The following is a 24,492-nucleotide window of genomic DNA, read 5'->3' on the forward strand; positions in this document are numbered from 1 at the left end:
TATGGCACATAAAAAAGGTGTAGGTAGTTCCAAAAATGGTCGCGATTCCAACGCTAAAAGGCTTGGGGTAAAAGTGTCTGATGGACAAAGTATCCTCGCTGGGGGAATCATCCTCAAACAACGTGGAACCAAATTTCACCCCGGCACAAACGTGAGTCGCGCTGGAGATGATACATTATTCGCAACGTCTGACGGCGTGGTTAAATTTAACCGCAAAGGCCGTGACCGGAAAATTGTCAGCGTTTTAAACAACGGATAAATCAAACTTCATTTCATTCTATAAAAAGACCCCGTTCTGCATTGTGGAACGGGGTCTTTTTATTTAACAATAAATAAGGATTCTATATGTCTCGATCTAAAATTGCATTAATTGGTGGCGGTCAAATCGGCGGAAATCTGGCCTTAATTGCGACCCAAAAAGAATTGGGCGATGTCATTATTTTTGATATTCCTCAAGCAGAAGGAATGGTTAAAGGTAAAGCATTGGATATCATGCAGCTAAGACCTCATGATGGATATGATGTTAATATTACCGGTACTTCTAATTACGCTGATCTTGCTGGCTCCGATGTAATAATCATTACTGCTGGTATACCGCGGAAACCGGGAATGAACCGTGAGGATCTCCTGGGCATCAACTTGGGTATTATGAAGGATGTGGCAACTAACATTAAAGAGCATGCTCCTAATGCTTTTGTTATCGTTATATCGAACCCATTGGACGCCATGGTAAATGCATTCTATAAAATTTCAGGATTCAGTAAAAATAAAGTTGTAGGGATGGCCGGCGCATTGGATAGTGCCCGCTTCTGCACCTTTATTGCCATGGAGACAGGCTGTTCTGTTCAGGATGTGACCTGTATGGTGCTTGGCGGTCATGGCGATACTATGGTCCCAATTACACGCTATGCCACCGTTGGCGGTGTTCCTGTGGAAGAATTGATTCCTGCTAATCGTTTAGAAGAAATTGTAGATCGTACCCGCTTTGCCGGTGGTGAAATTGTAAAATTATTCGGCAATGGTTCCGCCTTTTATGCACCGGCTCAGTCGGCGATAGAAATGGCAGAGTCTTACCTTCGGGATAAAAAGCGTGTAATCCCATGCGCTTCACTGTGTGAGGGTGAGTTCGGCATTGATGGTTATTTCATCGGTGTCCCTTCAGTGATTGGTGCCGGCGGTGTAGAGCGCATTCTCGAATTTGAACTTAAAGATGATGAAAAAGCCGCTTTAAACAATACATTGGAAGCGGTGAAAAAGACTGTTGCCGAAACAGGATTATAATTCAATATAATATTGAATAAATGTAAAAGCCTCCGCAAATGTGGGGGCTTTTTTATTCCTATTTTTTCTTCTAAATAAAATTTAAAATCCGATGACAACCTTTTTAAAAAAAGCTGTGTCATACCCCCTGTGACGACTGAAAATCTTGAAAAACGATATCAGACAATTAATACAACTAGCCCAGGCAGGCGATTCCGAAGCGTTTCACCAACTTGTGGCTATACACGACGAAAAAATTATGACATTAGCTTACCAACTGACACAAAATAAATACGACGCCGAAGACCTCTACCAAGAGGTTTTTATTAAAGCTTATAAAAGTATTTCAAAGTTCCGCTTTCAAAGTGCCTTCTACACTTGGCTCTACAGGATTACAGTCAATACATTTTACAATTTGAAGCGGACGCAAAATAAGATGCCAATCCAGGAAGCCTTGGAAGATGGCTCAGACCCACTCATGAATATCACAGAAAAACCGGAGAGCACCAGTGATCGGGACGAAATTATGAAAGCGGTAAAAGCCGCTGCCAATCAATTACCGGACAAACAGCGTACCGCTTTTTTACTCAAACATATGCAAAATTTGAAGATCAGGGAAATATCCGGAATAATGGGCATTGGCGAAGGAACCGTAAAAAAATACCTTTTCCGTGCTATGGAAAAACTCAGAAATGAACTTAAGGAGTATCGTTATGCCTGATATTTCTAATAAACTCAAAGAACAGGCCAGCCTTTATACCATGAATGCCTTGAGCGCTGATGAGCGCCAAGCATTCGAAACTAAAATTAATTCCGAGGAAAGTCTTAAGAATTATGTTCAGGAACTTAAGGAAACCTTAGAACTCACATCTGATACGTTCAACGTAAATATCTCCGATGAAGAATTACAGGGACATCGCAATCTTTTAAGAGCACGAATAAGTCAAATCGATTCCATTAAATCACCATCACCCATTTTGGATAAATTTAAAAATATTTTTGAGACTGTCCTTTCTCCACGTCAACCGGTATGGGCTGTTGCATCTTACGTGGTTATAGCATTTTTTGCCGGTCGCTTTTTATTGAATCCCGTTCAAGATATTCAACCCGATAACGGATTCTCATCAGCCGCTATTATGGGATTGATCCAGGAGGGGGCACTTTCAGATGTACAATTTGGAAAATCCGATGATGACAATATTCGCCTGGCTGTTGAAACCAAAAAGAATGTTGATGTCTCCGGTGGTACAAGCGATGAAACTATTCAGCAGATTCTTTTCTACTTACTGCTCAACGACACCAACCCCGGCAAACGCCTGAAAGCAGTGAACCTACTGGAAAGCGTCCCCTCCCATGATAATAAAAAGTTGGTGCTTATCTCTTCAGTCCTCTCTGAAACCAATGTGGGTGTTCGACTTAAAGCACTGGAAATGTTGTCCCGATTTGAGACGGACAAAATAATTCGCGACGCAAGCTTAAAAATTTTATTAGAAGATGAAAATGAAGCTGTCCGCATGGGCGCCCTTTCCATCTTAGCCAATAGTCCATCAGCCGATATTGTACCTGCTCTCCGTGTGGTAAGCCTTATGGATCAAAATGAATATATCCGTGCAAGGGCGGTAGAAGTCATGGATGACATCAGTTATTTAGCCGAAGATGAAGCATTCGAGGTAAAACAATGAAAATTTTAATTCCCATTCTTTTAACGGTATTTGTTCAATCCCAAGGCTTGTACGAATCATTTGAATCTTTTGATAAGGATTCCAGAAACAGGTATATCGCAACAACAACCTACGAATTTGATGTAAGCAAGGCCGAAGGAAATAATCGCGTTGTGGAATTCAAACACGTCACCGGTGATATTACCGTAGAAGGAAAACCAATAACGACCGTAACGATTATTGAGAGAATGAAGATTAGGACAAAATCCCGATCAATAGCAGAAGATTACTTCAAGTCAGAAAAAGCGGAAGTCTCAAAATCCGGAGAAGGCCATATTGAATTTAGACGTGAAAAAAATGGCCCTCGCAGATTAAAAATCTCTTATGATTATGATGTAGTCGTTCCTCAAAATTATAACCTAAGCATGAAGACCTCCGGCGGCGATATTGATGTGAGTTACATCTCGGGTGAAGCATACTTAAAAACCAGTGGTGGCAATGTCGATGTTTCACATCTCACCGGTCGTTTAACGGCTAAAACTTCTGGAGGCGACATCACACTTGATAAAGTAAAAGGTGTAGCCAATGTGCGTACATCCGGTGGTGATATCGAGGTAAATGATTCTGATGGAAAACTAGAAGGGACTACTTCTGGAGGCGATGTGGACGTAACCTATTGCAAAGCGGAAGTCGATATGCATACCAGCGGGGGAAATATCGATTTTAAAGATATCATTGGATCAAAGATCTACGGGAGAACTTCCGGCGGGAATATCGATGTAACGGGTATTGAAGGCGATGTAGATGTTCATACCTCTGGTGGAAATATAGAAGCAATGGATATTAAGGGTGAATTTGAGGGAAGCGCTTCTGGTGGTAATATAGAATTTGATCGTATTATGGGTCATATTGATGTGAATACATCGGGAGGCAATATTATTGGGGAACATGTGGTTGGAAGAATTATCGGAAAAACCAGCGGTGGCCGAATTGAAATAGAAAAAATCTGGAACCGATCTTTTGATGATCATGAAATATATTTAAAAACCAGTGGTGGAAAAATTGAACTGCGATTGCCATCTGATTTTCCTGCAACGATTGATGCAACTGTTATTAATCGAAGATCCACCGGTGCCATCGACTCAGAGTTTCCGCTACAAATTACTTTAGATGACAATGATGTGCTGGCCAATGGCAGCATTAACGGGGGAAAGTTTTCAGTCAAACTGAAAACCAGTCACGATTCAATTTCAATTGAGAAGGATTAAGTCATGAAATATTTATTATCATTACTCATTATTTTAAATATGGGTTTTACCCAAGATGCAAATGATGTTGAAGAAGTTGTAGAAGATATTATTGAAGCTGGGATTGACAGCGCGATTGAAGATGAACAGGTCAAAGAAGAGAATCAGGAGAAGAATAATTTATTCTCTGATGAATTTACATTTCGTGAAGATGTCACCATTGATTCTGGAGAAGTTTCTGAATCGAATATGCGCATTGTTGGTGGTAATTTAATTATTTACGGAACGGTCAATGGTGTTGCGACCCTTTTAGGTGGTGATGCGTACTTAAAAGGCGGCGGTATTTTAAATGGCCAAATTATAACTATCGGCGGCAATGTTTACCGTGAACCGAATAGTACTGTTAATGGAAAAATTATTGAAAATAATTTAAAAGAAGGATTAATCTACCGCGAAACTGATAAGGAAGATGCCATCCAGGGGACAACAGAATTTGGTTTGGATCGTAAATCAGATCGATCTCGTCAAAGTTGGATTCATCCCAAAAGACCTACCATCCAATATAATCGAAATGAAGGATTTGTTTTAACACCTTTCAATGAACGATGGGATCGCCATTCAAAATCAAACTTCAGGCTTAATTGGTCCGCCGGAGTACGCTGGAGAAAGGGATTCGCTCCAGATTATATAGGTCGCACTACCTTTGAAAAGAGCTTTTTTGAAAACCAGAATTTAATTCTTTATGCCAGTTTATTTAAAGAAGCGCGAACCGACGATGCCTATCGCATACCTCAAGATGAAAATGGTTGGGCCAGTTTTTTGGCACGCCAGGATTTTTACGACCGATGGGATGAACAAGGTTGGGAAACGGGAATTGGACTAAATATTTTTAAAAATATTCGTATTAAAGGTCGCTTTATTTCAGCTGAACAGGATACGCTTCCAATTTGGAATATGTATAGTGTTTTTGAAAAAAAGCGATCACTTCGCCCAAACCTTACAATGGTCCCAATGTCATCCAATTATAATGAATTAACATTCATGGCAAGGACACCAAACTATTCACCATTGCAAACCGGGTTGGCTATTTATTTACAATCAGAACATATCCAATCTGATGGTGATACCGCCTCTGTATTTAAGATGGATTATGGAAAAGCTACCCAACGAAACTTAGCATTATTAGTTTTTAATTGGGAATTTTCTGAAGGATTGGTTTTTAGATCTAGACTTATGATAGGGTCTGGCGATGATTCCATGCCCTCTCATCGATTATTCAGTGTTGGTGGAATAGGCTCTGTCGCTGCCCAGGGATATAAAGTGCAACAAGGAAACCAAATGGCTCAAGTAAATCTTGCGCTTTTTCTAACGCCAAGATTTACAGATGGCGATTGGCTTATTTCGTTTTTTGCTGACGGAGGTCGAGCTTGGGAAGGAAAAAAATGGGATTCAGGCTGGATATCAGATAATCCGAAATTGGGCATTTCATCGGCAGGCATCGGCATTGGTCATGGCGACTACGATGATGATCACGATTGGATGATCAATATTGCCAAACCTTTGGATCACGATGGTCCCTATGAAACAACCATTCGCTTCAACTACTCATTTTAAAATGAAAAAAATAAATACATTTATTACAATCATCTCCTTGGGAATATTGTTTGGTCAAGGACCTTCAAACACTTTATTTCAACAGGATAAGGGAGAAAGCAAAAAGGGGAAATGGGTCCGAGACCATTATCAATACAAGGTCGGCAACGTAGATGAATTAAAGGTCAATATCGATTTTGGTATTGGTGAATTGACTCTGGATGCAAATATGAAACCCATGGTCATTAATGGTGATATTTTTTACTACCCCTCAAAAGTGGATCCCGAAATTGATTACACTGAACGAATAGGACGTGGGATTTTTTCCATTAAAACGGATCATGATAAAAAATATGATTTTGATTTTGATGATAATACCAAACTTAGGGGTCCGTTGAGCGAATTTGAAAATAAATTAGAATTTTCTATACCTAAAAATATTCCCATTGAATTTGATATGGATTTTGGAATTGGTGAAGCGAATATTGATTTCACAGGTTTAACACTATCTCGTGTCATCATTGACTGTGGCTTAGGTTCTATGAATGTTAGCATGAATACACCAAATCTTGAGACTTGTGATTTTTTACGAATTGACACTGGGTTGGGTGAATTTAATGCAGAAGGATTGGGAAACCTCAACGCTCGTGAAGTGGATATCGAAGTAGGATTGGGTTCAGCTGATATTGATTTCCGTGGTGAAATTACCAAAAATATAGAAATTGATATCAAAGTAGGAATGGGCTCGCTTGACCTTGTTCTGCCGGAGAATGTGAATGTGAAAGCGAAAGTTCATCACAACTTTTTATCTTCAGTGGATTTGGATGATTTTATTAAAAAAGGAAATCAATATTTAACTGAAGATTGGAATTCTGATTGGCCAACTGTTTACCTCGATATCAGCGTTGGATTGGGATCAATTGATGTTAATCGTCGATAAATACTGACCCTTCTTTTACTTCAACTTTAAAAGTCTTTACCTTTAAATCAGAATTAGCCACAGCGCAGGCTGCGTTAATATCAAATTCCCATAGATGCGATTTACATTGAATAATTGAATCTGAAATATTTCCATCCGCCAATGATGCACCACGGTGTGGACAGCGATTATCCCAGGCATGAATCTTCCCCTTTAAATTGAATAATGCAATGGGGGTGTCATCTATCATGACGAGTTTACTTCCGCCCTTGGGAATATCATTTAGTTCTGCAATTTTTTTCATCCTACCATCTTCAAAACCTGCGTTACGAGTTTTTCAATCCCCTCCGCAGCTTCTTTAATGGATTGAGCATCCATATAAGCTGGTGTTGTTACAATTTTCATTTCCTCATCCACAACCATTTCAGTTACAGGACATGAAACATGAGTACTTCCCATAGATTTAATATCACTGGCGGTAGATTCATCAGAACCGATTGTCATTTCCGCCGACTCATCCAGTTCAGCTAAAATTTTAGCCATCATCGCCGGGGCAATACAAATGGCACCGATAGGTTTTTGCAGAAGATGAACTTCTGTAACCAAACGATATACATCAGGATTGATGGAACACTCAGAACCAGCCATGGCATAGTCACATAAATTTTTGGCCACACCAAATCCACCGGGAATAATTAATGCATCTATATCATTCCCGCTTACTTCTGCCATATCTTTTATATTTCCACGGGCAATTCTGGACGACTCAACGAGCACATTTCGAAATTCATCCATTTCTTGACCCGTATAGTGGTTCACCACATGCATTTGATCAATATTGGGTGCCATAAGAACCATTTCAACACCGGCTCTATCTAAAGCCAACATAGTGATCACAGATTCGTGAATTTCTGATCCATCATTCACACCACACCCTGATAGTAATACGCCTACTTTTGTCATCATTATTTCCTTATTACAATTTGTCTTTAAGTCTCTTCATTAAATTTTGTTTGATATTTCTGCTTAATCCTGAATACTTGGTTCGTTTTACTGCCGATCCTTTGAACAATTTACGAAATCCATCTTCATCCATTGTGAACCAATCTTTATCTGTCAACGATAAAATTTTCGGCCGCGGTTGAAATGCTGGTTCACTTGTCATTTGTCCAAACTTTTGATTCCATGGGCATACATCTTGACAAATGTCACAGCCATAGATCCAACCGTCTAAATCATCTGCCCCTTCAGCAAATTCACCCCTGTATTCGATTGAGCGATAGGAAATACATTTTCCCGAATCAATTTGGTAAGATTCCAATGCATCGGTTGGACAAGCATCAATGCATGCGGTGCAGGTGCCACAAAGGTCTTCATCAAATGGCGGATCGTAATCCAATTTTATATCCACAATCAATTCCCCAAGGAATAGCCAACTGCCGAAATCTCGAGTAATCAAATTAGTATGTTTACCCTGCCATCCAATCCCAGCTTTTTGGGCCCAAACCTTTTCCATCACCGGTGAAGTATCTACACATGCGACCCCCTTAATATCTGGAGATGCTTCTTTTATCCATCCCAATAATTGAAACAGTCTTTTTTTCAATATATCGTGATAATCATCTCCCCAGGCATAATTACTGATTTTATGGTTTGCCTTTAGATCTGACTGGTTATGACCAGAATAATAATTCATAGCAACAGAAATGACAGATTTGGCCTCCGAGAAATAGGTATGAATATCCCCTCGTTCTTCTTTTCTCTTTTCCACCCATTCCATGGTTGAATGACCACCAGCGTTGAGCCATTGGTTCAAGTTGTTTTTTGCTTCAGGAGTCACTTCCGCTTTGGCAATGCCCACTTTCTGAAACCCCAATTCAATTGCTTTTGATTTAATTGAATTTGAAATAGATATTTCCATTGGAGAATTTAGAAAAACCAAATTGCTACATAACACCAAAAAGGGAATGTAAATTTTATCTCACAATGTCTCAATTCAACCAAAATTTAAACGAATGGCAAAAGAGTGGAGAAATGAAATCTGTTCTCTCTGATAACTTCGAAGTCTTCTGTAAAATAATCGGGAATAAAAATGCCGATGCTAATAAAACTGCGCTTCTTCTTCATGGTTTCCCGGAATCGTCTTATTCATATCACAGGGTGGTTGAAGGATTACAATCTAACTTTGACCGCATCATCCTTTTTGATTTTTTAGGATTTGGAATGAGTGACAAACCACTAGATCATAATTACAATATGATGGAGCAAGCCCAGATTGCCCTAGAAGTATGGGAATCCCTTGGTGTGAAGGGTGGACACTTAATTGCACATGATATGGGAGACAGTGTAGCTACAGAGCTTGTGGCTTTATCCAATGAAAGAAAAATCGGTAATTGGTTTTCAGATGGGTTTCAATCAATCACATTCACTAATGGCGGTATGGTCATTGAGCTTGCTGAACTTCGCGTCATGCAAAAATTGATGTTGAATCCAATTCTCGGACCTCTACTTTCAAGAATATCTCAGTATAAAGCATTTAAACAGCAAGTCTATAGCGCCAATGGTAGTGACAGATTAGATGAAACTGAAGTTGAGACCATGTGGACAGCATTCCGTAGTGGGAACGGAAAAAAAATAGGGCATTTTCTGATTAATTATTTAAACGACAGGTATACATATCAAAATATTCGTTGGTTACCGGCGCTCAAAGACACAACCCTTCCAATTCATTTATGCTGGGGCGAATTGGATGCTGTGGCCCCTATTGCCATTCCGGAAAAATTAGTAAATAATATTTGTCCCGATGCAAGTTTTACCCGAATGACTGAAACAGGTCACTTCTGCCAAATGGATAATCCCGACAAATGGCTGAAATCTATATTAGATTATTATCAGAAAAATTAGTCGTCGCACCTTAACAATTTCTCTGCCCATAAAATACCGATGATTGTTTTCACATCGGTGATCTTTCCTGACCAAACCCATGCCAATGCATCGTCTAATGAAGTGGGTGACAATTCAAGAAATTCATCAGGATCAAGGTTATGTTTAGTCTTGATTAAATCTTCGGCCAAATACATCCACATTTTTTCATTTGAGAATCCAATGGCGGGATGAATATTAGTTAAAAAAGTAAGTTTGTTAGATCGGTGTCCAATTTCTTCTTCCAATTCCCGATGAGCACAATCCAGTGGATCTTCGTCTTTATCCAACTTACCGGCGGGAATTTCGATAAATTCCTCTCCCGGTCCATAACGAAATTGCCTAATCAGGCAGATATTTCCATCAGGAAGGATTGGAATGAGACATACAGCTCCGGGATGATCAATCCATTCCCGCGTACTGGTTTTACCATTGGGCAATTCAACTTGATCTAGGTACAAATCAATTAATCGACCAGAAAATTTCTGCTCCGATAATATTTTAGTTTCTTTTAAATCAGACATTTAAAATATATTCTATTTATAATCTTTGAGAAGGGATCGTGCCTTCTTGATTTGCTCCCAATCCGAGAGTGTGTCATTTTTATCTGGTACCATATTCGCCACCTCATTCAAAAGTGTTAATGCCCTGACCTTCTTTTCTCCCTTATATAGGGCTTGAGCCAAGTACACTCTTTGTACTGCTGTAGCTTCTCCTGTATTCACCGCTTTTTCAAGAAATTTTAACGCTTCTTTATTATTAGGCCAGGAAAGTAAAAAAGGAATATAAGGTGATTTATAATGGACAGCCCCCAGCAACAGATATCCACCACCATCCTCATAATTATAATCCAGAAAAATAATCTTTAAAGCATGTTCTCGCATTTGATCAGCTACACCCTCTTTCGCTGCTGTCAAGATACCGTACACTTCGGCCCAACTGCCAAGATTGGTTAAATACCAATAACGAATATCTGCCCGGTTTGGATACTTTTCAATATAGGGCAGTGCCAATGTTTTGGCTTTATCAAATACAATCTTCTTATGGTTTTCTGATTGGGCGACAAATTTCCCCTTAAAATAGTAGGATTTTAATAAACCAATTACTGCATCAATTTCAGGGTCGGAATCACTTAGGGATAAATTATAATACTCAATAGCTTCGTTGATAGCTTCAGGTTTGGCTATGTTTTCCCTGCTACCTTCAGCTCGTCGGGTAAATGCGGCTAATCCTTTTTCTAGGTTGGTTTGCCCTAAGAGTATGCCAACCAATATGAATAAGATTAGCCCAACATTTTTCATTAAAAGTATTCGATATAAGTAATCTTTAATTCACGCTGGAAATAATCCACTTTTTCATCATCAAACAGAAGATTGTTAAAATCCATTTCAATATGGAGGTGCTCTACAAATGTCCACCGAATGGCCGCGTTCAGGTATCCACCTCGACTGATGGACATAGTTTTTGCTGTCATGTTATTCTCATTTAAGGCAGCATTATATTCTAAAAGAAGAGATAATTCCGGGTTGAATTCCATATCAAAACCGAAGAAATAATTCACATCCTTATCTCCGTCATTCACTTCGGCAAAATTGTAATTTGTACCCATATGAACACCAAGATTTCCCAATGGCGTTACCCAATTTTTACTTGTCGCTAAATATAACCCCATTGCTTTTACATCGTAACGCATGAGTGAATCGGCTGAATTAAAATTGCCCATTCCTTGGGTATCAATCCCCAGTGAAATACCGGGAACCGATTCTGTTTCATCAATGAGGCGGTATTTCAGGTTTGCCTCAGGTCGAGGATACCAAATCAAACTGTCGTCACCAATCAAATTGGCAGAACCAAAAGATAGTCCAAATTGAAATCGGTCCGTAAGGCCAACGCTGAGAGAGGATGTTAGGCCACCCCCTTTTTGAACGCGCATTTGCATGGCATAACTGCCACGGACTAATGTTCCTGCTGACGGAACAGTTACTAATGTTGACGGTGGCGGATAGGATTGGGCCCATCCGAATGCTACAAGTAGCAATGCACCAATGGTGGAAAATTTTAAAAACTTCATATATTACTCAGGTATGTGGTTATAGAATAACCAATTTACCTATTGTGCAAGACGCAAAGCAAGTTCAGGGGTAAATGCGTTCTCCATACTTAGAGGTAATGGATTCCACCCGAAATTTTGGCATGGTTAATTCTTCTTTTTCCCCGACAATTTTAAACTTGACCCGCTGATCACCCATCTCAACAAGGTGAATCATAAGACTGTCTCCATTTGTTAAAACCATGAGATCATAATTTGTTTTACGAATAAAAACGTCAAAAGGAACATCCAAGGTTTTTGAAAGAATATCTTCTAAAATAATTGAAATTTCATCTAACCGATTCCCAAACCGGGGTGGCGGAGTTTTATACAATGTTCCCGGCGCTGGTTGTGTCAAGGCAACATGGCTGATTTCCTGCCCCTGTCTATCATATTCCCAAATCTCCTTACGTCCCGTCAGCATATCACTGGAATAGGCAAAGCGACGAATTATTTTTTCACCAGGGAATGATGTCCATGTTTCACCGCTTAACAGGCCAAGGTGATCATAAATAAAATTGATTTTTCCGTAATGCTCCCCCCGCACAGTTGTGAATAGAATGGAGTCAATTTGTTCGGATTCATTTAAAATGAATTTCGATTCCTGTCCATCAAAATACCCATGACTATTATTTTCTAAAACTTTGCGGAATTCTTCAGACCAAATTTCATTCTTTCCAAATTGAATTAGACTGTCTGGTTTGTTCTCCACATTAAGGAAAAATTGCCGCAGCATTTTTTTATCATCTCCATATTCCAACACTTCCCTTTTAAGGGATTCACCATTGGCATCTACCCAATCTTTAAGTATTGGCATCTTTTTATCACTATAAAAAACCTGGAGGTGTGGTTTGTCAAATCGCTCCGAAGCAAGCAATCGATAGTCTGCTATAAAATCATGATCGTTGGCATAAAAACGCATAAAACTCACTTCAAGGTTTTGCCCCGGAATAAGACAAAAGAAAAATAGACCAATCAAAATCCGTTTCACTCTACATCCCCTTATGATCTGCCATTTTATTCAAATAGGCATTGGCCCAAGTTGCAAATTCGCCTATCTCAATATTGTGTCTAATCGTTTCCATAAGGGACATATAATAGGTCAAGTTATGGATGGTTGCCAGTCTCAAACCCAAGACTTCCTTAATATTAAATAAGTGACGGAGGTAAGCCCTTGTAAAGTTTTGACAGGTATAACATGGGCAATCTGAATCCAATGAACCAAATGAATCTTTATGGGTGCTATTGCCAATATTTACTATTCCTCCACTGGTGAATAACTGACCATTACGAGCGTTCCGTGTTGGCAGGACACAGTCAAACATATCTACTCCTCTTTGGACCGACTTCACCAAATCAGTCGGTCGCCCCACACCCATAAGGTAACGCGGTTGATCTTTGGGTAAAAGGCCATCCATTTGTTCAACTGTTTCAAACATTGCATTTTTTTCTTCACCGACAGCAAGACCTCCAATGGCAATTCCACAATTGGCATAAGGGATTAATTCTTCGGCGCTACGTTTTCGTAAGTGTTCGAAAATACTACCCTGAACAATGGGGAAAAGAGTCTGTTTCCAATCGTATAATGGTTCACTCTTATTTAGGAATTCAGCACATTGGTTGACCCAAAGGGTAGTGCGCTCCACTGCTTTTTCTACCGTATTTTTGTTAGATTTCCCTGCTGGGCATTCGTCAAATGCCATAATAATATCTGATCCCAAGTGGCGTTGAATATCCATGGAAAATTCCGGTGTAAAAAAATGTCGGCTTCCATCCAAGTGGGATTGAAACTCCACCCCATCATTAGATATTTTATTCAGTCGTGCCAATGAAAAAACTTGAAATCCGCCACTGTCAGTTAAAATAGATTTATCCCAATTCATGAAGGCATGAAGACTGCCTGCTTTATGAATCAACTCGTGACTAGGCCGAAGATATAAATGATAAGTGTTTCCCAAAATAATTTGTGCATCTAAATGGGAAAGGACTTCAGGATCAATAGTTTTTACCGCACCTTGAGTGCCAATGGGCATAAAAACCGGTGTTTGAATTTCGCTATGGTGTGTTTTAAGTGTTCCCCTTCGGGCGGAAGTTTCAGTATCTTTATGGGAAATTAAAAACTTCATTAAAATAAATGATGGAATGCTTCACCCACATTTGAAACGCCGGAAATTTTAATACCCTTTGGTGAATCTTTCATCCGTTTTACATTGGCTGCCGGGGCGATGACTGTTTTAAATCCCAGTGATTTTGCTTCATTTACTCTGGCTTCTAAACGGCTAACAGAGCGAACCTCACCGCCCAATCCTACTTCACCAATTAAAACCACTGATTCTGACACTAGTTTATCCCGGGCTCCTGAAGCAACGGCTGTGATTACAGCTAAGTCGGCCGCCGGATCGTCCACCTTTAGTCCGCCAACCAAATTCACAAAAACATCTTTGGTTCCCATGTGGGTTCCCAATCGTTTTTCAAGGACGGCCAAGAGCATAGCCAATCGTTTAAAATCGAATCCATTTACATTTCGTTGTGGTGTACCAAAATTGGCGTTAGATACGAGAGCTTGGACTTCTACTAAAATGGGACGACTCCCCTCTAATGAAGGAAAAATAGTTGAACCTGTAATATCATTCCGGCGCTCTGCCAAAAATAATTCTGATGGATTATCCACTTCTATTAATCCGCCTGATTCCATTTGAAATATGCCTACCTCATTGGTAGCGCCAAAACGATTTTTGGCTGACCGAAGTATTCTGTGATCATACCGGTCATCTCCTTCTAAATAGAGAACTGTATCAACCATATGTTCCAGCATTTTTGGTCCCGCAATAATACCTTCTTTTGTGACGTGACCTACAATAATTACAGCAACATTGCGCTGTTTTGCCAATTGAAGAAGCTGCTGACCGCATTCCCGAATTTGGCTGACAGAACCGGGCAACGAATCCAATCCATCACTAAAAACAGTTTGAATCGAATCAATTACAACCAATTCAGGCTTAATTAAAGACACTTGATCTAATATGCCTTCTATTCGATTTTCGGATGAAAGATGAAGCGAATCTGAGTTCACATTTAACCGTCGGGCTCGCAATCCAATTTGTTCTTCACTTTCTTCTGCAGAAACATAAAGGACGGGTTTTTGAAAAGCAGGTAAAATTTGAAGCGCTAGGGTGGATTTCCCAATCCCTGGATTACCACCCAATAAAATAAGTGATCCTGGCAAAAGTCCGCCACCCAGGACGCGGTCCATTTCAGAAATTCCTGTAGAAATTCGTTTCACTTCTCCGCCAAGAAGTACGTCCTCTAATTTTCGAGATTCCCGTGCTTGCCCATTGCCGCCTTTTTTTCGGTTTTTCGAAACTTTGTATTCACTGAGTGTACCCCATTCATTACAGGAGGGGCATTGGCCATGCCATTTGGGATGGTCATTTCCGCAGGCTGAACACAGGTATACAGTTTTAGATTTTAATTGTGGCATATTGAGGGGAGAAATTGGAAATAGAACAATCCATAATCAAGAAGAAACGCAGGCTAAATATCTAATTGGGAATATAAAATCAAATGAAATTCAAATACTTAAAACATAATAAAAGTAATTACACAATTCTGTTTTATATAATAATTGATTTTTTCTACCAGTCATACCCCATGGATATAAGGAATTTTAATCCTCATTTCATAGTATAACCCCAGAACAACCTTAACCTACTTACATCCGTGGTTTGTATTAAAGAAGTGGTGGTGCCTTTTTTTATGTCATAAACGCTAATCAAATTAGACCAACTATAGATTATTGTATTATTATCATTAGCAAATTGTAGGCGGGATATTTGGATATCAATTTTTTGTTCATTAAAATTATTACTGCTAATGTCGACAAGAGCTCCATAATCATTATAAAATGTTTTATACGCAATAAAATTATTATCTGGAGATAGTGTCATATGCAAAACATCTTTCTCACGAATAAATATTTCTATATTTTTTGTATTTATATTTACTTTATAAATTGCTTTTAAATCATTAAAAATAAAATGTGTTTCATCTTGAAGAATTATACAATTATAAATTCTCTCCTTAGTCTCAAAAATGTTATTTAACCCTATATCATCTATACTTGTAGAATAAAATTTATAACTGTTTTTACCATGAGATTGAAATAAAATTCTTTTCCCATCATTTAAGAATTTGGGATATTTTTTAATACTATTTAGATTGTTATTGGTTACCATCCTTTTACTGTCCCCATCCATATTCATAATAAAAACCTCATCATTTCCGGTTTCATTGCTTATATAAACTATTTTTTCTCCATTATTTGAAAAAGAAGGGTAACTCTGTCTGTACCCATCTCTTGTTAGGTTTTTAAATGAATCTAATTCAGTGTGGTATATATAAATATCATTCATTTCTCTCGACCCGCCATTTCTGCCATATTGAATATCTGCTTCAAAAATGAATTTTTGACCATCTGGCGAAAAATTACCATTTCGAAAATAGACATTATTTTGACCAAAAATTTGATCTCTGTAATTGAATATATATTTTGTAGTGTCTTTGCTGGAATTGAATATGCTTAAATTATTAATAGGATGATAAATGATTTTATACTGTGTTGGAATAATTTCCTCAGTTTGTTCCCTCTCTTCATCACAACTCAAAAAAGGAATAATGAGAATCATTACATAGAATATTTTAATTTTGACTGTCGCCATTGGAAAACTCTATTTCAACAATATCAGTTTTTTAACTTCTTGATAATCCAGTGTGTAACCTTGTGAATAGGTTATTTGGTAGAGATATATCCCAGCACTCGCGGGTGATCCGAGATGGTTAGTTCCATCCCAAATAATTGAATATGTACCAGGTGAATAGTCCTGATTTACAAGTGTCTTAACTAACATGCCGTTAATGCTATAAATCATGAGCTGTAGATTCCCATTCATTGACTTATTGGCTAATCGTGGTACACCGAATTTTATTGTGGTGTTTGGATTAAATGGATTCGGGTAATTTTGTGAAAGGAAAAACTCATTGGGAATCTGAATTATTGATTTGTCAAAATCACTGTTTATTTTTGGATACTCTTCCCACCCTTGAACATAATGCTGATCTGTAACTGTATTGCCATTGCTATCTGTTACATCAACCTTTAAAAAGCTGTTACCCGTGCATAGATAAAAGTTTAAGATTGCGTTATTATTTCCGACGGGATTCCAGTTGTCATCACAGGGAATCCTTAAATTATCATCACATTCCCATCGATAATACCATTGATAAGCAAATGGAGACTCTCCATTTGTTATATTTACAAACCATGATTGCGTATTGCAATTCACTCCAGATGGCCCAGATATAGCTACATTAAAGGCCGGCAGTGGTGCTGTTTTAAATGCAGCCACCTCGCTAATTCTTTCTTCATGAACTCTTGCCACATCATTTTTATCTGAAGTCCCCGCAGGAACACCTTCTGTAAAAATTGCGCTAGGGTTAGATAAAAGCATTTCTCTGCCACGGGGATTTCCATTAGAATCATTTCCAGTTGCCTTCACAGCCATTACAGTTTTATATGATCGTCCCCCTGAATAAACCCAATAGCCATACCCATAATCATATGCAATTAAGTCTTCTTCATCTACTGTATCATGTGTTCCACCAAATAAGTGACCAATTTCATGGGTAAACGTGAAACGCTTGTCTTCATCCATACAGTTAGCTTTGACTACAGCAAATGCTTCGCCCATAGTAGCTTTTATTGTTGTGGCTAAACCACAATCGGCTCCACCACCAGCTGTTATTAGAATTACAATATCCGCGCCATACTGATTCCTTAAGTCATGTATATAAGTGAAGTAACTATCGGTTGTATTGGAAAAACGTTCAAGGTTTACACCCATTGATGGGTCTTCAACATAAGTATCATCTTCCTGAATATGAATTACATTTAGTTTTATATATTGGCCAATTAGGCTCTTATTATAAATATCTTTCGTATCTTGCTCGCTTTGATTTATTAAGTTGACTACAGGATCGCTGACAGACGAACCCGCTTCAGAAGTATAGATAACTAAAACATCAAATGTAATAGGTGTAGATGTTCTTGAGTCAGAAGATTTGCCATTATTTTTTTCTGCATGACTTATTATTTTTTTACTACTCATAAAAAGGGCACCGGATGGATATTCTTTAGGGTGGGGTGATAATTTATTTGAAGGACTTTTTTTATAAATGGCGTATGTATGATTTCCTAATGGGGAGATTCGGATGAATATTTCGTTAGCACGAATGAAACCGGATATTTTATTATCCGAACTGAAAAACCGTACATAGTTATTCTTATCATTAATTTTTTGTTGTTGAACACCCATCCAAGCCTAAGCTGTTGAACTATAAGTTTTAAATTCAGTTTTTATGGCTTTAATCTGTATGTCGTCATATAAATTTAAAAGTAGGGATTCCTTATTTTTTAATGATCTATCATTTTTACTATAAACCAATCGTAAGTCTAATACTCTCTTGTCTTTTTCAAGTTTAATCAGAATTTGTAATTGATCTTCGTTTAAACTTCCACGTTGAGTAGATTCAAAAAATGGATTAGAGGCTTGAGCATGGAATACATTAAATGAAGAAAATATAAAATAAATGCTTAGTAAATAACTTGTTGATTTTTTCATTTCGAAGTCCTTCTTATTCGGTGGGGAAATTCCAGATTTCACAGAGTTTAATAGAATCCTTAAAAAATCACAATATATAATAGAATTTAAATCCTACCAGTCATACCCCATGGATATATACCATTGTGGTTTCCCAAAACCGGTATCGGTCCAGTCATAGGCTGCTTCGACGCGCAATAAAACAAAAAAGGGCACTTTAATGCCATAACCGATAGATTTAATCCACGGTGAAAAATCATCCGATATATTTTGACCATATTTTGTCTGCAAATAAGCTCTATCTGAAAATTCCCGCTTATCATCCCAAGCGGCACCAATATCCATAAAAATATGGCCTCGGATATTTCCCAGAACCATCTTCAAGGGAAATCCCAACTGAAAATATTGAATAAAAGGAAAACGAAATTCCAAATTTGTTAAAAATACGTTTGTTCCAAAGCGTTCTGAATAACGGGCGCCTCGCATTGGAAATGCATACTCTGAAAAATAAATATCCTGAAGCAATGTTTTATTTTGACTATCCAAAATCACATTACGCCAGCGCGCTTCACCAGTATCGCTATCTTTTTTGCCATCCGTCGTCCCAGTACCTATAAACCAATTTTGTATTCCACCTAAGAAATATTTTTGAGGATTTTTCCCAGTACTTGTCCCAAAGAATAAACGCCCTGCAAAAGAGTAATCCCTGGAAATCATTTGATATTTACGCATATCAATTTTTAGCTTTTGATAGGAAATACCCTTGTCCCCCATTGCTGGACTAATCTCCAAAGTGGTATTCTGTCTGAATCCATCAATAGGACCGGTATAGCCAAAAACAGCATTATCATATACATAGCTTAAGGTTGGATTAAAAGAAGTAAAACCATCTTCATTTATGATTTTGTTTTGATTCAGATATGGATCAATCTCAAATAATTTGTAATCCAAGTTGTGAACCACTGCGCCAACATCAATCCTATGGAAGCGGTTAAATGGGCGTGAGGCCGAAGCCGCTATACCAAAATGCCGCATACGCGCAGTTAAATCTGTCAGTAGTCCCACTTCATTAACAGAATATCCGGCATAGAAAAAATCAGCTTGGTGAAATAAGGTAAAATAATAATCCAGCCGGTTTTTCAAATAGGCGTAATTCAAGTAATAATCACTATTTTGAAGAGATATTTGGGATTCCATTGCTATGGAAAACTGGTGATCACCCATAATATCGCTAAAATAGAACATAAGTAATCCTTGATAGCCAAATACATTATTATAACCAGCCGTTCCTTGGGCCACATCTAAACTAAATCGTGTTTTGTAAACTTGGGGAATATAATTGCCATCATCTTTTCTAAAAACAGAATCCGGTCTCGACTCAACTGTTGGATCATCAGAGGATTGATCGTTATACTGATCATACTCCCAAGCAAAAATGTATGTAGAATAATCAGTTGTATTTGTCTGGGTACCCTTTCTTTTGTGTTTCCGAAGATCAGCTAACTCTTCCTCTTCACTCACATCACGATTGGCTATAAAGTTTGTCGGTTCAACAGTAGTCGGCTCCATTGAAAGTGGATTGTTGATTCGGTAAACGTCCCAACCCAACCCGGAATACCCAGAGAAGACCATAGTTCCATCGTCTTCCGTAAGGCTCAATTGAAAAAGTCCCGTTAGCAGATTGGTAACAACCTGGCCTTCCTTCTCATTCAAATCATGGCGAAATAGATTCCAAGTGCCATTATAATCTGCCGTATAGAAAAGTGTATTTTCAGTGCGGGAAAAAATTGGGTAATTCTCATTATAATCTGTATTTGTAATACGGTCAATTTTACCGGATGCTACTTCAATCGTATAAATATCCCGTTGGTCATATTCATGGTTCAGCATATCTTTTGCTGTGGTTGGACCATCATTGTTTTTGCTGCCACGATCAGAAACAAATGCTATTATTTTTCCGTCTGGACTCCAGGATGGTTCCGTATCAGAATAAATATCATTTGTAATATTATTTAATTTTTTACTATCCAGATCATAAAGATAAATATCGCTAGCGCCACCTTCATTCCCGATAAAAGCCAATTGATTTCCATCAGGACTCCAGGATGCTGTAAAAACACCATCTAAATCGAAATCAATTTTTTCCTGTTTTCCCGTATTCACATTAATTAAATAAAGGGCATCATGGGCGCCTGCTTTGGCTGCTATTACAACACGTTCACTGTTGGGAGACCAACTGATTCCCGGTTGAAGAAATTTCAATTCTTCAAAATTGATTGAACGGCTCCCCTTAACAAGTCTTTTAATCTTTTTACCGGTTACTGCATCAAGAATATAAATATCCATATATCCCGACCGATCGGATAAAACTGCAATTTTACTGCCATCAGGAGAAACCGTCGGTGAAACATTATAAAAGTTTCTTCCTTTTTTATGATCCGTTAACCGTTTGGCAATATCCTTAACCTCGTCTCTTCCGGCCACGTCAGGATAGTATTCTTTTTTAATATACTTATGCCATTGTTCCGTTAATTCTTCAAAGTCCATGCCAAGAGCTTCTTTAAAACCATTTTCTGCAGAACCGCGGCGCTTCATGGCTTGGAATATTTCACCAATTTTTTCACGGCCATATTTAGCCGCAATAAACCGCCATACTGATTGACCGCCTTTATAAGCTAAAAAATATTCTAATTCTCGAATAGTTGGAATTCGTTCATTAATGGCCAAATCACGGATGGTCATATCCGCCTGAGTATCCCAATTCATAGAAAGGTATTCTGCCAATCCTTCATTTGCCCATAGTGGAATACGAAGGGTCATTCTACCCGAAATGATATTTTGCATCCGGCCGCCATAAACCATATCATTTATCATGGCATGGACCAACTCATGGTGGATTACATGGCGAAATGCTTCATAATCTCCCTCAAATGGAATAACAACACGGTTCTTGAACAATTCAGTAACGCCGCCGATACCTTCCTGCATATACTGGCCAATCACATTGGTCTGTTGAAATTCATTATGTGAATGATAAACAATGATCGGGACAGGGCGTTTTGTAAGATTCCAGCGAAGATGCTTGGCGATTTGCTCATAAGATTTACTGGCAACTTCCATAGTAAATTGGGCCAACTCAATTTCATCACCGTAATAGTAGACATCAAATTGAGGCGAAGAAATGTAATTCCAGTCGTAATCTCGGTACTGGACTTTATTTTGCCCAAAAGATTGGGCCATTAGCACGGATAATACCGGCATGATGATGATGAAAAGAATTCGTTTCATAGTATACTATATTTGAATTTAATCAGTTAGTTCCTGAAATTCGACGATATTCATTAAAAAATGTTAAAAAAATTAATTATATATTTTTCTAGTTTCAGGATTGACTGACCTCTTTGAAAAATAGTACTTTAGCCACCATGGATTTGCCCGTCTTTTTTATTTCAGACATCCATTTGATGCTGGAAAGATCAGAATCCGAGGTAAGGCGCCAAAATATCCTCTTTCAATTTCTTCATCATGTGAAAGAATCGGGAGGTACGTTAGTGATAAATGGTGACCTCTTCGATTTTTATTTCGAGTACAAAGATGTTATTCCAAAAGTATTTGTCCCTTTTTATCACGAAATACTCAAGTTACGTGAGGCAGGGGTTAAAGTGCATTTTGTCCTCGGTAATCACGATTTCTGGGTGCGCGATTTCATTACGGAAACACTATTCGATGAAACCTATTTTTCTGATACAACCTTTGAAGTGAATGGTAAAAAATTCTATGTAACCCACGGTGATGGTTATTTATCCTGGGATTCGGGCTATCGAATTCTTAGAGGATTTATCCGCTCCCGTTTTTTTATGTGGTCCTACCGCTGGTTACATCCTCGAATTGGATATGCCTTCGCCCGTTGGATATCTAAAAAAGGTGAAAATTATCATCATTCAGATGAATATAATAAAAAGATATCTGACGAAATGGCTATTCATGCAAAAAAACGACTGGACGAAGGATTTGATTATTTTATTACAGGCCATTATCACCAGGCAAAGGATTTACCCCTCAATGGTGGTAAATTGTTGATTCTTGGGGACTGGCTCAGCTTTTTTTCTTATGCAAAATTTGATGGCCATGATCTGAAATTAAATTTCTGGGATAAAAATGAAACGTCATAGCCTCATTGTACTTCTATTATGTTCTCTCATCTTTGTTGATGGTTGTTCTATGATAAAAAAATTCTGGCCGGGTAAAAAGGACGGCTCGGAAGACATTTCTTATGAATTAATTGAAAATCTCCGCACCGCATTCAGTGAAGGTAAACTTCAAGCTTTAGAAGAAATGATCGCTATTTATCATGATACAGATCAGCCTTTTGATGTGCGAATTGCAGCCGGAAAGGCATTGGCAGAGACACAACATCCCACTGCATTAAACGCTATTTCTGAAACGGTTGGAGAAGCAGCCGCTTTGGATGTGACATTCATGGTGGCATCCATCGAGCTGTTGGCTGAATTTAGAGATGACCCGCGCGCAGCCGATGCAATGGTTGGAGCCATGAATAAGGTAGAAGAAAAAACCAATTCACTACAAATGGCACTGGTGCAAAATTTGAATAGAGTCCGCACTAAAGACCAAGTGTTGGCCTTACTGGATCTGTATGAAGTGAGTCGAAGCAATTTTAACAGGACAGAAAGGTTGTTGACAGAAACATTGGGTGCCTTGGGAACGGATGAAGTTGTACCTATCCTGACACAAATATCGAGAGATCCAGATGTAAACTTGGGCATTCGAAATCGCGCCATAGAAATCCTCGGAAAAAAAGACCCCTCACAAGTGGCGGGAGCTTTTGCAGAATTACTGGGCGATCCACAAACTAACTTAGAAGTACAGGATTTTGCCCTGAATACGATGAAAGGTGTTAAGGAAGAAAACCTCATACTGGCCCTGCTTCAAACTTACCGTACGGGCAAAGATCAGTATTACAATTTGTTAACCACCTTGTTAGAAGCATTGGGTGAATTCAATGATCCTGAAATTCGAAGTGCCGTGAAAGCAATTGCCATGAATAAGGATTACCCTTTAGAAATACGAATGAAAGCGATTGAAAAGCTGTCGGGTTTAGGCGATAACACTGTAATTCCATCCATTATGCCGATCTTGTCTGATCCTGAACAATATAAACTTCACGCCACTGTAATTCAGACTGTTAAAAATCTTGGACAATATGACGACTATGAGCAGGAAATTCGGCGGCGTACTTTCGAAGCCCATCAAAAAGCTGTGATTCTAAATGATTAAAATCTATTTACCCATATTATTAATTAGCTTTTGTTATAGCCAAGAAAAGGCCGACACAACCCTTGCTTTACCTATGGATACAACAATCATCGCTAAGCCCGATACAATTCAAGAAATCAGTACGGAAGAAATCTTGGAGGCAACGGAAGCCACGAAAAAAGATACTTTAATCCCTTTACCTGAAGTTCGTGAAATGGGTGAAAAGGCAAATAAATTAGCGCCGGGAGAACCTTTTTTCGAATTAAAATCGAGTATTAATCTCCTCCACCAACAAATGGATTCACTCAAAAGAGTAATATCCGTTTATGAAGAAGGCAAAGGCGCCATACCCACAATTGACGAAGAATTGCTTAACTTGATCAAAATTCCCCAACTCCGTCATCGCATTGAACTTCAAAACGGGACGATTGTGAATGGTGAAATTATCCAGGAAGATGACTTGGGCATTATTATTCAAACATCCATTGGACAATTGGCCATTGAACGGGACCGTGTTGTCAATATTACTGAAGATTTGCCCCCCAATGCCAAAGTTGAATTGATGGGAGAACCATTTGTTAATGCCTTTCCCGATCGAGAAGAGATTACAGGTACAATTAAAAATATCGGTTCCAAACGGGCAGATTTTGTACGGGTTATTGCCCATCTATGGTCAGCTACGACAGAATTGGTTCACCAAGATTCTGTATTTGTATCCGGCCATAATCAGAAATATTTGACTGGAATAAAATCAGATACGGCTCTTGAACCAGGATCAAGTAGTGAATTCAAATTGGTTATCTCCCTCGCTGAAGGAGATAATGTTTCCTATCGAACCTATGATGTTCGCTGGGAAACGTTTAAATAAAAT

At 38.5% G+C, this 24,492-nt stretch carries 24 protein-coding genes; 11 read left to right on the forward strand and 13 right to left on the reverse strand.

Going from position 1 to position 24,492, the window contains the following annotated elements:
- Position 1 precedes the first annotated feature (1 nt).
- From rpmA to HN459_03865, 7 genes are all read left to right on the forward strand, one after another.
- A complete protein-coding gene (gene rpmA / locus HN459_03835) occupies positions 2–259 on the forward strand; it encodes a 50S ribosomal protein L27 (protein ID MBT3478573.1) in 258 nt (85 codons plus the stop codon).
- A gap of 86 nt (positions 260–345) precedes the next feature.
- Positions 346–1,281 (forward strand): malate dehydrogenase, encoded by a 936-nt coding sequence (gene mdh / locus HN459_03840; GenBank protein MBT3478574.1) that lies wholly within the window; start codon positions 346–348, stop codon positions 1,279–1,281.
- Between the two features lie 145 nt (positions 1,282–1,426).
- Positions 1,427–1,981: an RNA polymerase sigma factor gene (locus tag HN459_03845; protein MBT3478575.1), complete on the forward strand. Its 555-nt coding sequence runs from the start codon at positions 1,427–1,429 to the stop codon at positions 1,979–1,981.
- Positions 1,974–2,942, forward strand: coding sequence for a HEAT repeat domain-containing protein (locus tag HN459_03850; protein MBT3478576.1), 969 nt, complete (start codon positions 1,974–1,976; stop codon positions 2,940–2,942). Before HN459_03845 ends, HN459_03850 begins: the two co-directional genes overlap by 8 nt.
- Entirely contained in the window at positions 2,939–4,189 is a 1,251-nt protein-coding gene (locus tag HN459_03855; protein ID MBT3478577.1) for a hypothetical protein, read from the forward strand. Before HN459_03850 ends, HN459_03855 begins: the two co-directional genes overlap by 4 nt.
- A gap of 3 nt (positions 4,190–4,192) precedes the next feature.
- The gene (locus HN459_03860; protein ID MBT3478578.1) at positions 4,193–5,782 is read left to right on the forward strand and encodes a hypothetical protein; all 1,590 of its coding nucleotides are present in this window, start codon (positions 4,193–4,195) and stop codon (positions 5,780–5,782) included.
- 1 nt (position 5,783) lies between these two features.
- The gene (locus HN459_03865; GenBank protein MBT3478579.1) at positions 5,784–6,701 is read left to right on the forward strand and encodes a hypothetical protein; all 918 of its coding nucleotides are present in this window, start codon (positions 5,784–5,786) and stop codon (positions 6,699–6,701) included.
- Here the strand turns inward: HN459_03865 and HN459_03870 are convergent.
- The 3 genes from HN459_03870 to queG are packed head-to-tail and all read right to left on the reverse strand — an operon-like array spanning position 6,688 to position 8,601.
- Positions 6,688–6,984, reverse strand: coding sequence for a Rieske 2Fe-2S domain-containing protein (locus tag HN459_03870; GenBank protein ID MBT3478580.1), 297 nt, complete (start codon positions 6,982–6,984; stop codon positions 6,688–6,690). The two genes, HN459_03865 and HN459_03870, sit on opposite strands and share 14 nt — an antisense overlap.
- Positions 6,981–7,646 (reverse strand): isoprenoid biosynthesis glyoxalase ElbB, encoded by a 666-nt coding sequence (gene elbB / locus HN459_03875; GenBank protein MBT3478581.1) that lies wholly within the window; start codon positions 7,644–7,646, stop codon positions 6,981–6,983. Before elbB ends, HN459_03870 begins: the two co-directional genes overlap by 4 nt.
- Before the next feature lie 10 nt (positions 7,647–7,656).
- Positions 7,657–8,601 carry a tRNA epoxyqueuosine(34) reductase QueG gene (gene queG, locus HN459_03880; protein ID MBT3478582.1) on the reverse strand — a complete coding sequence of 315 codons (945 nt, stop codon included), beginning with the start codon at positions 8,599–8,601 and terminating at the stop codon, positions 7,657–7,659.
- 113 nt (positions 8,602–8,714) lie between these two features.
- Between queG and HN459_03885 the strand changes: the two genes are divergently transcribed.
- A complete protein-coding gene (locus tag HN459_03885; GenBank protein MBT3478583.1) occupies positions 8,715–9,584 on the forward strand; it encodes an alpha/beta hydrolase in 870 nt (289 codons plus the stop codon).
- Here the strand turns inward: HN459_03885 and HN459_03890 are convergent.
- The 10 genes from HN459_03890 to HN459_03935 all read right to left on the reverse strand — a co-directional run bounded on the left by HN459_03890 (position 9,581) and on the right by HN459_03935 (position 21,635).
- Positions 9,581–10,126, reverse strand: coding sequence for an NUDIX hydrolase (locus tag HN459_03890; protein MBT3478584.1), 546 nt, complete (start codon positions 10,124–10,126; stop codon positions 9,581–9,583). The genes HN459_03885 and HN459_03890 overlap by 4 nt on opposite strands.
- A gap of 12 nt (positions 10,127–10,138) precedes the next feature.
- Positions 10,139–10,903, reverse strand: coding sequence for a hypothetical protein (locus HN459_03895; protein MBT3478585.1), 765 nt, complete (start codon positions 10,901–10,903; stop codon positions 10,139–10,141).
- Positions 10,903–11,673, reverse strand: a complete 771-nt coding sequence (locus HN459_03900; GenBank protein ID MBT3478586.1) for a hypothetical protein — start codon at positions 11,671–11,673, stop codon at positions 10,903–10,905. Before HN459_03900 ends, HN459_03895 begins: the two co-directional genes overlap by 1 nt.
- A gap of 64 nt (positions 11,674–11,737) precedes the next feature.
- A complete protein-coding gene (locus HN459_03905; protein ID MBT3478587.1) occupies positions 11,738–12,682 on the reverse strand; it encodes a hypothetical protein in 945 nt (314 codons plus the stop codon).
- A 1-nt stretch (position 12,683) separates the two neighbouring features.
- Complete coding sequence (tgt, locus tag HN459_03910) at positions 12,684–13,817, reverse strand: tRNA guanosine(34) transglycosylase Tgt (GenBank protein ID MBT3478588.1); 1,134 nt, start codon at positions 13,815–13,817, stop codon at positions 12,684–12,686.
- Entirely contained in the window at positions 13,817–15,172 is a 1,356-nt protein-coding gene (radA, locus tag HN459_03915; GenBank protein MBT3478589.1) for a DNA repair protein RadA, read from the reverse strand. The genes tgt and radA overlap by 1 nt, the downstream gene beginning before the upstream one ends.
- A 193-nt stretch (positions 15,173–15,365) precedes the next feature.
- Positions 15,366–16,409, reverse strand: coding sequence for a hypothetical protein (locus HN459_03920; protein MBT3478590.1), 1,044 nt, complete (start codon positions 16,407–16,409; stop codon positions 15,366–15,368).
- 9 nt (positions 16,410–16,418) lie between these two features.
- The gene (locus HN459_03925) at positions 16,419–18,062 is read right to left on the reverse strand and encodes a hypothetical protein (GenBank protein ID MBT3478591.1); all 1,644 of its coding nucleotides are present in this window, start codon (positions 18,060–18,062) and stop codon (positions 16,419–16,421) included.
- Positions 18,063–18,068: 6 nt separating this feature from the next.
- Positions 18,069–18,368: a hypothetical protein gene (locus HN459_03930; protein MBT3478592.1), complete on the reverse strand. Its 300-nt coding sequence runs from the start codon at positions 18,366–18,368 to the stop codon at positions 18,069–18,071.
- Between the two features lie 93 nt (positions 18,369–18,461).
- Complete coding sequence (locus HN459_03935) at positions 18,462–21,635, reverse strand: hypothetical protein (protein ID MBT3478593.1); 3,174 nt, start codon at positions 21,633–21,635, stop codon at positions 18,462–18,464.
- Positions 21,636–21,748: 113 nt separating this feature from the next.
- Here HN459_03935 and HN459_03940 point away from each other — a divergent pair, with 113 nt between their 5' ends.
- Genes HN459_03940 through HN459_03950 form a run of 3 tightly spaced genes read left to right on the forward strand, consistent with a single transcriptional unit; the run spans position 21,749 to position 24,489 of the window.
- A complete protein-coding gene (locus HN459_03940; GenBank protein MBT3478594.1) occupies positions 21,749–22,519 on the forward strand; it encodes a UDP-2,3-diacylglucosamine diphosphatase in 771 nt (256 codons plus the stop codon).
- Positions 22,506–23,642 (forward strand): hypothetical protein, encoded by a 1,137-nt coding sequence (locus HN459_03945; GenBank protein MBT3478595.1) that lies wholly within the window; start codon positions 22,506–22,508, stop codon positions 23,640–23,642. Before HN459_03940 ends, HN459_03945 begins: the two co-directional genes overlap by 14 nt.
- Positions 23,635–24,489: a hypothetical protein gene (locus HN459_03950; GenBank protein ID MBT3478596.1), complete on the forward strand. Its 855-nt coding sequence runs from the start codon at positions 23,635–23,637 to the stop codon at positions 24,487–24,489. Before HN459_03945 ends, HN459_03950 begins: the two co-directional genes overlap by 8 nt.
- Positions 24,490–24,492 lie beyond the last annotated feature (3 nt).

The sequence above is a fragment of the Candidatus Neomarinimicrobiota bacterium genome (genome assembly GCA_018647265.1).
Classification (GTDB): Bacteria; Fidelibacterota; Marinisomatia; order Marinisomatales; family TCS55; genus TCS55.